At 43.0% G+C, this 13,508-nt stretch carries 12 protein-coding genes; 9 read left to right on the top strand and 3 right to left on the bottom strand.

The genetic code is table 11. From position 1 onward, the window contains the following. The first annotated feature begins 153 nt into the window (after window positions 1–153). The 6 genes from NSQ29_RS02825 to NSQ29_RS02850 all read left to right on the top strand — a co-directional run bounded on the left by NSQ29_RS02825 (window position 154) and on the right by NSQ29_RS02850 (window position 7,537). Window positions 154–1,458 carry a replication-associated recombination protein A gene (locus NSQ29_RS02825; RefSeq protein WP_341124332.1) on the top strand — a complete coding sequence of 435 codons (1,305 nt, stop codon included), beginning with the start codon at window positions 154–156 and terminating at the stop codon, window positions 1,456–1,458. Window positions 1,459–1,831: 373 nt separating this feature from the next. After that, a complete protein-coding gene (locus NSQ29_RS02830; protein ID WP_042191077.1) occupies window positions 1,832–2,848 on the top strand; it encodes an ABC transporter ATP-binding protein in 1,017 nt (338 codons plus the stop codon). Then, complete coding sequence (locus tag NSQ29_RS02835) at window positions 2,835–3,770, top strand: ABC transporter ATP-binding protein (protein ID WP_341124334.1); 936 nt, start codon at window positions 2,835–2,837, stop codon at window positions 3,768–3,770. The genes NSQ29_RS02830 and NSQ29_RS02835 overlap by 14 nt, the downstream gene beginning before the upstream one ends. A gap of 4 nt (window positions 3,771–3,774) precedes the next feature. Further along, window positions 3,775–4,737 (top strand): oligopeptide ABC transporter permease, encoded by a 963-nt coding sequence (gene opp4B, locus NSQ29_RS02840; protein ID WP_076284831.1) that lies wholly within the window; start codon window positions 3,775–3,777, stop codon window positions 4,735–4,737. A 27-nt stretch (window positions 4,738–4,764) separates the two neighbouring features. Continuing rightward, entirely contained in the window at window positions 4,765–5,670 is a 906-nt protein-coding gene (locus NSQ29_RS02845; RefSeq protein ID WP_076284830.1) for an ABC transporter permease, read from the top strand. Between the two features lie 19 nt (window positions 5,671–5,689). Next, window positions 5,690–7,537 carry an oligopeptide ABC transporter substrate-binding protein gene (locus NSQ29_RS02850; protein WP_076284829.1) on the top strand — a complete coding sequence of 616 codons (1,848 nt, stop codon included), beginning with the start codon at window positions 5,690–5,692 and terminating at the stop codon, window positions 7,535–7,537. Between the two features lie 338 nt (window positions 7,538–7,875). Here NSQ29_RS02850 and mnmA read toward each other — a convergent pair whose 3' ends face one another. Next, window positions 7,876–8,997, bottom strand: coding sequence for a tRNA 2-thiouridine(34) synthase MnmA (gene mnmA / locus NSQ29_RS02855; protein ID WP_340974977.1), 1,122 nt, complete (start codon window positions 8,995–8,997; stop codon window positions 7,876–7,878). Window positions 8,998–9,289: 292 nt separating this feature from the next. Here mnmA and cymR point away from each other — a divergent pair, with 292 nt between their 5' ends. Further along, window positions 9,290–9,709: a cysteine metabolism transcriptional regulator CymR gene (gene cymR / locus NSQ29_RS02860; protein WP_042191066.1), complete on the top strand. Its 420-nt coding sequence runs from the start codon at window positions 9,290–9,292 to the stop codon at window positions 9,707–9,709. A 222-nt stretch (window positions 9,710–9,931) separates the two neighbouring features. On the opposite strand, the gene NSQ29_RS02865 is transcribed toward cymR, so the two are convergent. Together NSQ29_RS02865 and NSQ29_RS02870 are read right to left on the bottom strand one after the other, a co-directional pair. After that, window positions 9,932–11,149 (bottom strand): sialidase family protein, encoded by a 1,218-nt coding sequence (locus tag NSQ29_RS02865; protein ID WP_341124335.1) that lies wholly within the window; start codon window positions 11,147–11,149, stop codon window positions 9,932–9,934. A 33-nt stretch (window positions 11,150–11,182) separates the two neighbouring features. Then, window positions 11,183–11,548, bottom strand: a complete 366-nt coding sequence (locus NSQ29_RS02870; RefSeq protein WP_042191062.1) for a hypothetical protein — start codon at window positions 11,546–11,548, stop codon at window positions 11,183–11,185. 199 nt (window positions 11,549–11,747) lie between these two features. Between NSQ29_RS02870 and NSQ29_RS02875 the strand changes: the two genes are divergently transcribed. Both NSQ29_RS02875 and NSQ29_RS02880 read left to right on the top strand, forming a co-directional pair. Then, entirely contained in the window at window positions 11,748–12,122 is a 375-nt protein-coding gene (locus tag NSQ29_RS02875; RefSeq protein ID WP_042191060.1) for a hypothetical protein, read from the top strand. A gap of 157 nt (window positions 12,123–12,279) precedes the next feature. Beyond that, the gene (locus NSQ29_RS02880; protein WP_076284827.1) at window positions 12,280–13,488 is read left to right on the top strand and encodes a glycosyltransferase family 2 protein; all 1,209 of its coding nucleotides are present in this window, start codon (window positions 12,280–12,282) and stop codon (window positions 13,486–13,488) included. The last annotated feature ends 20 nt before the right edge of the window (window positions 13,489–13,508 follow it).

Raw genomic sequence — 13,508 nt, forward strand, 5'->3', positions numbered from 1 at the left:
CTATACTTTCGTATATTTTGAAAAAAGAGCATGGCTCCCGCCTTTCTAAGACGAGATCATGCTCTTTTTATTTTTTTGTGAAAAATAAGTCTATGGTATGATAATGGGAGATATACATTGGCTTTTATAAGAATATAGCAAGGAAGTGGAGTTATGGATTTATTTTCTGTGGGAGAGGACAACGGGAGCGGACGGTTGCTTGCGGACCGAATGAGACCGGAGAATCTGGATGAATATATTGGTCAAGAACATATCATAGGCCGGGGAAAGCTGCTGCGAAGAGCGATCGAGGCAGACCAGGTCTCTTCGATTTTGCTCTATGGACCTCCTGGATGTGGCAAAACAACATTAGCTCATATCATTTCTCATCACACACAAGGTGAATTCGTACGCCTGAATGCGGTCGAGGCTTCTGTGAAGGATGTGCGGGAGGTCATTGAACGAGCCCAAAATAATAAAACCCTTTATGGTTCTAAGACGATTCTTTTTCTGGATGAGGTGCATCGGTTTAACAGTTCACGTCAGGACGCGCTATTGCCAGCAGTAGAAAAAGGTACCATTACATTTATTGGCGCAACTACGGAGAACCCGTTCCATTACGTTAACGGAGCACTTATGAGCCGTTCTACCTTGTTTCAGCTAGAGGCGCTAACGAGTGAACACAGTCTGGTCGCGATGCGCAGAGCTTTAGCAGACAAGGATAGAGGGCTTGGATTTATGGAGCTTCAGGTCGATGAAGAAGCATTACTGCATATTGCTACCATGGCTAATGGAGATATCAGGCGGGCTTTAAATGCTCTGGAACTTGCAGCGTTAACTACTGCTCCAGAGGTAGACGGGAGTGTGCATATCACGCTGGAGGTGGCAGAAGAGTCGATTCGGCGCCCCATTGTGAAGGCAGATGAATCGACGCAGTATGATGTTCTATCTGCTTTTCACAAAAGTATTCGAGGTTCTAGTGATGCTGCCTTGTTCTGGTTTCTGTATGCGGTAGAGAAATTGGGGATGGACCCGATGACTTTTATTCGTCGACTAATTGCAGCGAGCAGTGAGGATATTGGCTTAGCTAATCCCCAGGCTATGGTCCAAGCGGTGAGTGCGCTTGAAGCCTATAGAAATAACGGTTGGCCAGAAGCGAAGCTGAACATTGCGCAAGCCATTCTTTTCGCGGTGGAGAGTCCGAAGTCTAATGCCGTCTATACTGCTATTTCAAATGCAATGGCGAGTATGGATGAGATTAAATCCGCTGAGGTACCGCTACATTTACGTGATACACACTATAAAGGTGCTACAGCACTAGGGCATGAAGGGTATCAATATCCGCACAATTTTCCGGGGCATTATGTGAAGCAGGAGTATCTGCCTAAGGAGATTTCTCAGCGTGTCTTTTATCAAGCGACCGAGCAAGGAAATGAAATTAAAATCCGTCACAACCAACGACTCCGACGAGAACAATAGTCCACCAGTGACTGTAGTATCTTCCATTTTAATGCTAATAAGCAAATAAATTTAATGTAACACGAAAAAAATTTATTCCAAAAAAAGGCGGCCTAGAGCCGTTTTTTTGTTGTCTGCGTTACTTTTAATCACATGAACGAATTTTTTTTATAGGAAAAGATTGATAATTTACCATAAGTTAATTAAAATGAACTACAAAGTTACGGAGAAACAAGTTTTTATTCCGATGGAAGTACTTGTTCTATTCTTAATGGTGTTAATAATCATAACAGTCAATGTTTGATATGTTTCATGAAAAGAATGCTGTTATATCAAAATTTACATAATATTTCATTGGGTAAATTTTGAAACTTTTGCCGTTAGGGGGATTAATTTGAGCGAAGAATTACTAGAAATCAAGAATTTGTCCACATCGTTCAGAATCGTAGATGACTATTATGCTGCAGTAGACGATGTTACCCTGTCCGTTCGCAAAAATGAGATTCTTGCCATTGTTGGAGAATCCGGCTCAGGAAAAAGTGCGCTCGCCTTTTCAATTATGGGATTGCACACAAGGGCCAAAATAGACGGACAAATCAAATACAAGGGTCAGGATATCGTTACTATGTCTCCTGCTGCACTCAACAAGCTGCGCGGTCAAGAAATGTCTATGATTTTTCAAGATCCTTTATCCGCATTAAATCCACTCATGATTATCGGTTCACAGATTGAAGAAGTACTCATCCTACATGATTCCAAGCTTTCGAAGAAGCAAAGAAAAGAGAAGGTCATTGATCTTTTGACCAAGGTTGGAATCTCCCGTCCCGAACATACATATCAGCAGTATCCCCACGAATTATCTGGTGGAATGAGGCAGAGGGTTGTGATTGCTATTGCGATTGCCAACGGCCCCAAGCTTTTGATCGCCGATGAGCCGACTACGGCACTAGATGTAACCATCCAATTGCAAATTCTTGAACTTATAAAAAAATTAAAAAACGATATGCAAGCAGGCATTATCTTAATTACCCATGATCTAGGGGTTGTGAGTGAAATGGCTGACCGGGTTGCGGTAATGTACGCCGGGCAAATCGTAGAAATCGCAGATATTTATACATTAACGTCTAATCCAAAGCATCCGTATACAAGATCCTTGTTGAACTCCATTCCAACCGTTAAAGAAGAGAAGTCTAGACTTCATGTGATTCAGGGAATTGTCCCACCATTACAGAATCTTCCGCGTAAAGGATGCCGTTTCGCGGCCCGAACACCTTGGATTCCGGAATGGGAGCATGAGGAAAATCCGCAGCTGCATGAAGTAGCCCCAGGGCATTTTGTTCGCTGCACCTGCCATAATAACTTTCATTTCCCGGATACTAACGAGGAGGCAATCTACAATGGGACTTCTTGAGGTTAAAAATTTAGCAGTTCATTTTCCAATCCACGGCGGCGTTTTTCGAAGGGAAATTGGCGTAGTCAAGGCAGTTGATAATGTTAGTTTTACTATTGAAGCAGGCAAAACTTACGGTTTGGTTGGTGAATCCGGATCAGGTAAGACGACTACTGGTCGTGGAATCATTGGACTCAATTCTATTACTAGCGGCAGTGTGATTTTTGAAGGACAGGATTTGGCTTCAAAGGGTGTACGTAAGCAAAAAAATATTCGCAAGGACATTCAGATGATCTTTCAGGATCCGTACTCTTCCTTGAATCCAAAGAAACGTGTGCTGGATATTATTGCTGAACCCTTACGTAATTTCGAAAAGATGTCTCCGGGCGAAGAAAAAAGACGTGTGCAGGAATTGCTTATGCAGGTTGGATTAAGTCCTGAAAATATTCTTAAATATCCGCATGAATTCTCAGGCGGTCAGCGGCAGCGGATCGGTATTGCAAGAGCTATTGCGCTCAAACCGAAGTTGATTATTGCGGATGAACCTGTCTCTGCGCTGGATGTTTCCGTACAGGCACAGGTGCTCAATTTTATGCAGGATATTCAAAAAGAACTGAATCTTACGTTTCTGTTCATCAGTCATGATCTCGGAATCATTAGGCATATGTGTGATCACATTGGGATTATGTATAAAGGACGTCATGTGGAGCAAGGGACTGCTAAAGATATTTTTGACAATCCTCGCCATATTTATACCAAACGTCTAATTGCTGCCATTCCTGATATTGATCCTAAGCAAAGAGAGAAGCAGACGGAGTTTAGAAAATCAGTAAGTCTGGAATATGAACAAGCGCACCGGAATTATTTTGATGAACAAGGCATGCCTTATCCATTGAAATCCATTTCCGAGACTCATCTGGTAGCCTTGCCTGAGAAAGGTTGAGAATATGTGGAAGATTATTGTTCGTAGAATTCTTATTATGATTCCTCAAATATTTCTATTAAGTATTCTTGTTTTTCTAATGGCGAAGGCGATGCCGGGAGATGCGTTATCAGGGATGCTTGATCCAAATATTGATCCTGCGGCCATCGATGCGATGAGAGAAAAACTAGGCTTAAATGATCCGTGGTACATCCAGTACTGGGATTGGATCACTAAAGCGATTCAAGGTGATTTTGGTCAATCCTTCCGTTTCAAAATGCCTGTATCAGAGCTTATCGGTCAACGCCTCATGAATACACTTTGGCTGGCGATTGTCACGCTGATCCTTACATACCTTATTGCTATTCCACTTGGTATTACTAGCGGTCGTTATAACGATTCATGGCTGGATCGCCTCATTACTGGATACACCTATATTGGCTTTGCCGCACCATTGTTTATTTTCGCTCTCTTAATGGTATGGCTCTTCGGATTTCATCTTCATTGGTTTCCTACTAGCGGCAGTGTTAGTCCTGGAGAAGTTCCGGGTACGCTAAGCCACTTCTGGAGTAAGTTATACCATTTGCTACTCCCTGCTTTATCAATGGCGCTGATTGCAACGGTAGGAACGGTACAGTATTTGCGAAATGAGATCATTGATACGAAACAAAAGGATTTCATCCTCACGGCAAGAGCCAAAGGCGCTTCAGAGTCTCGTGTATATAATCGCCATATTTTGCGTAATTCCTTACTGCCGATTGCTGCATTTTTCGGGTATGAGATTACTGGGCTCATTGGTGGTACGGTGTTCGTTGAAAGTATCTTCAGCTATCCGGGTATGGGTATGCTGTTCCTCAGTTCGATAACGATCCGGGATTTCAGCGTAGTAACGGCCCTAGTTCTTCTGTATGGGGTTGCTGCCATCGTCGGTGCGTTGTTATCAGACATTATCTTAAGTATCGTAGATCCTCGTATCCGGATTAAATAAGAAGATGAACACTTTGAGGTGAATGAAATGGCAAAGACAAGCGCAGAGATAGCTCTGCTGCAGGAAACAGATAAAAGTCCATCAGGCTTCAGAATTGTTTGGCGAGAGATTATCCGGGATAAATTGGCTTTGGTCTCACTGGTTTTCCTATTTGCGATTATCGCCGCTGTTTATGGGATTTCCTTATTTTTAGATCAAAAAGAAATTGTTACGGTTGACTTGTTCGCCCTGTATGAGAAGCCTTCGGCTGTACACTGGCTGGGGACCGATTATGGGGGACGGGATGTATTCGGTCAATTAATTATAGGCACACGAAATTCCATGTCGATTGCTTTTATGGTTACTTTTTTTACGGGAGTCATCGGTATTCTAGTAGGTTTGATCTCAGGTTACTTTGGTGGAACGATAGATAATATTTCGATGCGTGTTGTAGATTTCTTCATGATTTTGCCTTTTATAATGATTGTTATAGCTTTTGTGAGTGCAGTTCCTAAATACAATACGTTAACCTTCTCCTTTATCATGACTGCCTTTCTATGGATGGGGATTGCCAGGTTAATTCGTTCCAAGACGTTACAAGAGAAGGAACTGGATTACGTTCAGGCATCTAAGACCCTAGGTTCCTCCAATCTTAAAATAATGTTCACACAAGTGCTGCCGAACTTAAGCTCAATCATTATCGTCACGATGACTTTAAATTTGGCAGCTAATATTGGATTGGAATCAGGCCTATCCTTTCTAGGTTTTGGTTTTCCAGAAAGTACACCCAGTCTGGGTACTCTTGTAAGCTATGCGAGAAATCCGCAAACGCTTGAGTTCAGATGGTGGATCTGGTTACCCGCATCACTGCTGATCTTGGTACTGATGTTGAGTATAAATAATGTGGGTCAAGCGCTCAAACGTGCGACCGACGCAAGACAAAGAAAAGGATAATAAGGGAGGAAATGATTAAATGAGAAAAGCCATTCGTTCAAAAGCTTTACTAGTTTCATTAATGTTAGTAATGTTGTTCGCTCTTGCGGCTTGCGGCTCCAAGAACAACAACGGAGCGGCTGAGTCAACAGCAGCACCAAGTGCCAGTGCTCCTGCGGAAACCGCAGAAGCGACGGCAGCACCTGAAGCAGAAGACGGACTTTATAACATTAAGGATTTCAGTAACATTAAGACTAATCAAGGTGAAGCTATTGATGGCGGAACAATTACTTTTGGACTCGTTTCCGACAGTCCGTTTGAAGGTACCTTGAACTTGAACTTCTATTCTGGAGCTCCAGATTCTGAAGTGCTGAATTGGTTCGATGAAGGCTTGTTAACTTGGGACAAAGACTATGTGTACACGAATGATGGTGCAGCAACTTATGAAGTAGCAGAAGATGGACGGACCTTTACCTTTACGATTCGCGACAATGTGAACTGGCAGGATGGAAAGCCAGTGACAGCAGAAGATTGGCTGTTCGCGCATGAGGTTATTGGTAATCCGAAATATGATGGTCCACGTTACGGCTCTGACTTTACGAATATTGAAGGTATGGAAGAATACCACTCCGGAAAAGCAAAGACCATTTCTGGTATTAAAGTTCTGGGTGAGAAGAAGCTGCAAATTACTTATCTTAAATCTTCCCCTTCCCTGTTAACGGGTGGCATATGGATTTATCCATTAGCTAAACATATCTTTGGTGGTATGGATGTTGCCAAAATCTCCTCATCCCCTGAAGTTCGTCAAAAGCCAATTGGCTTCGGAGCTTTTAAAGTGGAAAGTATCGTTCCTGGTGAGTCTGTAGTATTCGTTAAGAATGAAGATTACTGGCGCGGCGCACCTAAATTGGATAAAGTAATTTTGAAGGTAATCAACCCTACGACTGTTGTGCAAGAACTGAAGTCTGGTGGAGTTGACTTGGTGGATGCCTTCCCTATCGATCAATTCCCAGATAATGCAAAAATGTCAAATGTCGAGTATCTCGGTGCTGTTGACCGTGCATATACGTATATTGGATTTAAGCTAGGTAAATGGGATGCAGAGAAAAAAGTCGTTGCTACCGATCCTAAAGCTAAAATGGCGGATGTGAACCTGCGTAAAGCTATGTGGGCTGCTGTAGACAATGATACAGTGGGTAAGAAATTCTATAGTGGTCTTCGCTGGAATGCAACAACTTTAATTCCACCTTCCCATCCGGAATTCCATGATGCTTCTAATCCAGGTGTACCTTATGATCCAGAAGCTGCAAAGAAGATCTTGGATGACGCTGGTTACAAACTTAACGGTGAATTTAGAACGAATCCGGATGGCAGTGAACTGAAGATTAATTTCATCTCGATGACAGGATCGGACATTGCAGAACCATTGGCTCAATATTATGTACAATCCTGGAAAGCGATTGGTCTGAATGTGAATTTGGAGATGGTAGAATTTAATACGTTCTATGATCGTGTTGGACAAAATGGTGAGGATGATCCTTCTGTGGATGTTTACCAAGGTGCTTGGACTGTAGGGATTGATGTTGACCCAACAGGTCTTTATGGTAAAGACGCGATCTTTAACTTCCCGCGTTACTCGAGTGCAGAGAATGATCGTTTGCTCACCGAAGGAGTCTCCGAGGATGCATTCGATGTAAATAAACGTAAAGAGATCTATAAAGAATGGCAACAGTTTATGGTTAACGAGATTCCTGTATTCCCTACGCTTTATCGTGCGGCCCTAGTTCCGGTCAACAACCGTATACTGAATTATGGAATTGGTGATGGAACTGGACTTTACTATAATGACATTGCAGTTTCTGCGGATAAAGCTGCAGTAGCTCAGTAAATAGAAACAACACAGAACAGCAGTTCAGGGAGAGTTTCCTGAACTGCTATTTGTTTGATTCTATTTGAATCGCTCATTTGGTTATTATTCGCTTCAAAGTGGTTAGTTGTATTTCATGCAACTAAAACCTAAATTTTAGAGCTAAGAATGTAATATAACTGTACTTCATACATCTATTTTCCGGATGTGAAGATAAATAAGGGTTATCGGGGATTTTAACTGTACATACTACAACTAAATCGAAAAGGGATTCTGAACACAAGAAATAGCTGTATAAAATACAGCTATTTCTTGTGTTTTCGTATATTAGAGTTAATGTTGTAAGTTATAGAATACACTTAAACTTGCGCTGAAGGAACAACCTTCTCGGCATATTCTATCGTTCCGCCACCGAGACATTGCTCACCGAGATAGAAGACAACGGCTTGTCCAGGTGTTATCGCTTTTTGTGGAACATCAAAGTCTACGTTTATCGTTCCGTCTTCCCGTGCTGTAAGGGTCACGCCCTGATCAGGCTGGCGATAGCGGAATTTGGCGGTGCATTTTAGCGGCTCAAGACCTAGCTCTTGCCCGTTAATCCAGTTTACACCGGAGGCAATCAGACTAGTGGAGTACAGGCTGTGGTGCTTGTCTCCTTGAACTACATAAAGAATGTTGCGGCTAAGGTCTTTTTCGGCTACAAACCAAGGTTCACCGTTACCGGAGCCACCAATGCCAAGGCCTTGGCGTTGACCCAATGTATAGTACATAAGTCCATCGTGGCGGCCTTTGATTTCTCCAGTTGTTATATCTACCATATCACCCGATTGTGCTGGAAGATACTGGCTGAGGAATTCGCGGAAGTTACGCTCACCGATGAAGCAAACGCCTGTGCTATCTTTTTTCTTGGCAGTATAGAGTCCGGCTTCTTCGGCAATTCTCCGAACTTCCGGTTTCGGAAGATGACCAATCGGGAACATTGCTTTAGAGAGTTGATACTGTCCCAGCGCATTCAAGAAATAGGTCTGGTCTTTATTGTTGTCTACACCGCGGAGTAGCTTGTACACACCATCTTCTTCTATAACTCGTGCATAATGTCCAGTCGCTACATAATCGGCGCCAAGCTGAAGGGCTTTGTTCAGGAACTCTCCGAACTTGATCTCTCGGTTGCACATGACGTCTGGATTCGGCGTCCGGCCGGCCTTATATTCATCGAGGAAATAAGAAAATACTTTGTCGAAGTATTCCTTCTCGAAATTAACGGTATAGTAAGGAATATCAATCTGCTCGCATACGCGGCGAACATCCTCTGCATCGCTTTCGGCCGTACATACTCCGAATTCGTCGGTATCGTCCCAATTTTTCATGAAGATGCCGATGACGTCATAGCCCTGCTGCTTGAGCAGAAGCGCCGTGACGGAGGAATCGACCCCTCCGGACATGCCGACGACGACACGGGTGTCTTGTTTTGCTTTTGTCATCGTAATCACCATTTCTGTACCCAAAATACCGGTCATTCATGGAACACCCGGCTCAAAATGTATTATAACATACCTGTCTACTGTAAAGCCTAAAATAAGAGGCTGAGAATAGAAAAATGTCCACCAGGGGTGAACATTCTTGCAAAATGTTTCGTTTGCCATTTCATTTGTGACTTCGAATATGATAACATAAACTAAGAGTAATCATCGGAATACCTTGATATGACAAACGCATGACTTACCGAATCAATAGTATACAATAACTAGACACTAAACCGAAAGAGGTGCCCCTTTGAAAATATCAACCAAAGGACGTTACGGACTAACAATTATGATGGAGCTTGCACTGAAATTTGGTGAAGGACCGACCTCACTTAAGAGCATCGCTGAGAAAAATGGACTTTCTGAACACTATCTGGAGCAGCTAATTGCTCCTCTGCGTAACGCAGGACTTGTAAAAAGTATTCGTGGTGCATACGGTGGATACATTTTATCACGTGAGGCTAGTGCTATCACAGCGGGTGACATCATTCGTGTGCTAGAGGGCCCAATTTCTCCAGTAGATTTTACTGAAGAAGATGATGCAGCAAAACGCGATTTATGGCTACGTATTCGCGATAGCATCGCCGACGTACTAGATTCCACGACTCTTCATGACTTGATTAATTATAAAGAAGAGAGCTTGGCGGACAACTATATGTTCTACATATAGTTAATGTATTTGGAATAAAAAACTTAAAGTTATAGCATTATCGATGTTTAAGCCCCCTTTTTGGGGGCTTTTTTAATGGGAAAATCACATTCAGAGTAATCAATGAAGCTTGGCTTCTTGATTACCGGGAGAATGGACAAGGTTACTCTCGTTACGCAAAAAAAGGATGCCCTATATTTGCTCGGCATCCTTTTAATTAATCATCAGAAGTTTATTAATAGCTTATTGATTATCACCAAACCAGATGTTCTCTGTACCGGTCCGCGTGTCCGTCCATACGCTCACTAGACGGCCTGTTTGGGGGACAATGGCATTGCCGATGTAGTCCCCAATTAGGGGGATGCCGGTGACGTCAAAGGAAGTTGTTGTTATACGGGTGTTTGTAAACGTCATCCCCCCATCTCTAGATGTAGCTAGATAAACATCAAGGTTGAGAGGATTGACTCGATTAGTGTAATAGGTAACGAATATTGCACCATCCGCAGGGGATACGGTGATGGCTGGGAAAAAGTTTTGGGAGCCTACTGGACTGCCCGTAATGGGTATTGGTGTACCCCAATCCACACCGAAATTAGTGGAAGTAGCAAGGAAAATATCGGAATAACCTTCTCGGAAATCTTGCCATACAGCATAGACATTCCCTCGCGTCGTCGGTGCATTAGAAATATCCGCTGCGAGGGAAGGGTATGTCAAACATCTAAATGTATATCCCGGCAATGGATCTGGTGGGACTACAACGGTGGCGACCATGGTTTCAGGGGTGAAAGTGACCCCGCCGTCTGGGGATGTGCGAATATTAAGATCAGTATTACCGGGAGGCTGATTGATCCATCCCACGACAACAATCCCATTTAATGTAATCGCTATACCGGGGAATTCTTCGAATTCTTCGACCGAAGACAGCAGGGAGGGGCTGGAATAGGTATTACCGTTATCTAGGGAACGATTGAAGAATATCGTATTTCCCGGTATGAATTGTGTGTTGTAATCATGCGTATAACCAGTATATACATTTCCAAAAAAAGGACTTGATCCAGCTTTGTCGGTGACAACGACCACCTGATCATCATTTACAAACTGCCCAAACCCTTGATTCACGATGACTGGCGGTCCGAATGAAGAAGCATTGTCGGCAGATGTATAGGATACGATCGACCCGCTGAGACCGTCTGAATCGAAGGCGTGGGCTAATACTACGAAAGTGGTCGGAAAAATATAATCAATATGTGGTGCTTCGATGCCTGCAAATCCTGTCGGTAACGGCAATAACGTTGTTGTCCAAGTGGCACCTGCGTCAATAGATTTGTATAAACCTATATTAGGAGGGCCTGATCGAAGATCTACAGCTACGGCAACCATAACTGAAGGATTAAGCCAATTTACCGCGATAGTGGGCTCAAACTGAACGCTTGCGCTCGGCGAAATTTGAATATTAGCCATGCTAAGCTCCTTTCGTCATAGAGTTTTCGTTACTTACGGGTTCAGCTGAGCTATGAAAGTAAGTTCGGATTGCAGCACTCTTTGATGGGGGATGACGTTTCCTGACGAATCCGTTCCGAACACCGTGATAATCGTGTCTGCCGGTGCGTTTCCAGTTACGAGAAATTGGACTTCATAAGCTGAATTGCCTGCGATATTAAAACTGAGAAACTGGCTGGTGTTCGCATTAACATTTAATGAGTTGGAGTAGACTAAACCTTTACTAACCAAGGTATTCCATACGTAAACGTGATAGACTACGTTAGATGAAAAACTAAGGTTGTCATTATCGATATTAATGACCACGTTGGATGCTGGGGTAGTACCTGTGTTCGTAATGATGCCTGTTGTTGTTGCCATGAGCTTCACCTCTTTATTAGTTTGCTATATATATATGAATTGAGATTCATTGTGTTTGGACAAGGGAATCAGAAAAATCGCGGAAATTGGAAATATGAGAGGTATGCTATTATTCCATGAATCTCCCCTTCCTCTTGCCTCGCAACTTACAAATTATTCCTGAATAAATTGATAGAAAATGAGGGGAGGAGTGATGGAAATGGCTTTTACAACAGGTCTTATTACTAATACGAGAGCTACTGGTACTGCAGCAAGTAATGTAGTGGTCAGCGTTCGCAACACAAGTAACGCGAGTGCAATGATGATCGTCGAAGTTTTCGGCGTTCCATATTCAACGCTTGCACTAACACCACTGTATGTCACAGGTTATTATGTTCCAGCAATGAGTTCTGATGTCAGAGAGTTCTTCATTGCAGGGAATGTCGCTTACGAGGTTCAGGTAAGTAGTCCTTATCCATTGGCTAATGTGGTGTGCTCCATGTACGGATTGGATGAGTTCGGAAATCTTGTTACAGAACAGAGAGTGCTTCAATCTGAATTAACGGAGATTACCGCACTTTCTTTACCTGTATAACAGTATTTTGGGGAAATCAAGAAGCAACCACCGATGAGAATTGGGTGGTTGCTTCTTTTTTAGGCGCAATAAATCCTCTTAGAGGCATTCACACAGGCACAAAGGTGGAATTTAAATATACTAATTTTATACTCCAATGTAGAGAGAGGTAAAAATCATGGCGGATGTAGGAGTAGTTATGCCTTTGTATACCCAAAAGCCGGAATTCCTCCGGCAAGCTCTGGAGTCTGTTCTGCGCCAAACCTTCACCGAATTTCGACTGATCATTGTAATTGATGGTGCACCAGATATGGAACCGCTTGTGAGATCAATAATTGCTGAGGATCCAAGGGTAACTATTATCTCTTATGTACAGAACAGGGGTATTGCACATGCGCTGAATACGGGCTTTGATCTTTTATTTAGCGAACCGAGTATTCAGTATTTGAGCTGGGTCTCCAGCGATAATGTTTATGAACCCCGTTTTCTCGAAATCCTTCGAGGGGCACTAGTGAAGGGGCCGCAGGAACTAGGAATCGTGTACAGTTCTTTTCAAAGTATAGATAACGAGGGAAACCTACTTCATAACGAGCATCAGCTAGCTACTCAGCGAAATTACCAGTCACAGCCCAAAGAGAGATTGCTGGATTACTCGCTTATTGGTGTTTCTTTCATGTACAAATCGCAGGTTGCGAAGCTTGTTGGGGGGTACGGAATGGAGCCGGTGGAGGATTATGATTACTGGCTGAGACTTGCTGAACATTGTGATATTCGCTTTATCCCCGTGGAGCTGGTGAATTATCGTGTGGACTCTACCTTTAGTGTATCTGCACAGTTACATTCCACTGAAAATCATCGGAGATGGAGATATACGTACCACTTGACCCGCCATCAGGCGCGATTCCGTAGAGGGATTCGTCCTATGATTACCGTTTTATATCCTGTAGTAAATGCTGGTGCGGAGGAAATAGCGAGGATAGAGAATTTGTATGAACAGACGTATAGCAATTATGAGTGTCGGGTGCTGGATTTATCACTTACGGGTCAACCATCTGTTCTAATAGGTTCAATCCCTCATCCTGCAACAGAGTTTGTTTACATGCCAGGAGTTGTGGAGTCGCACGCGATTTGTGGAGCGCTAGAGCACTTGGCCACTCCCTACACGATAGTTCTTGGTCCCAAGATTTTCATTGGAGCACTCGATATTGAATACATGCTGGAGGCTTTGATTACTACCGGTGGAGACACGATCTCCAATTATTATACAGATGATCATAGCTTGATTGGATTCCGGCATAGACATGTCCCATCGACTAAAAATCACTACTATAATGAGCTGTTTCGAAGCACAGACTTGTATGATTTGTTGAAGATCTATTTTTCCTAAAATAATATGTGAATGAGTGA

Origin of the sequence: Paenibacillus sp. FSL F4-0236 (assembly GCF_038000135.1) — a bacterium.
GTDB lineage: Bacteria > Bacillota > Bacilli > Paenibacillales > Paenibacillaceae > Paenibacillus_AQ.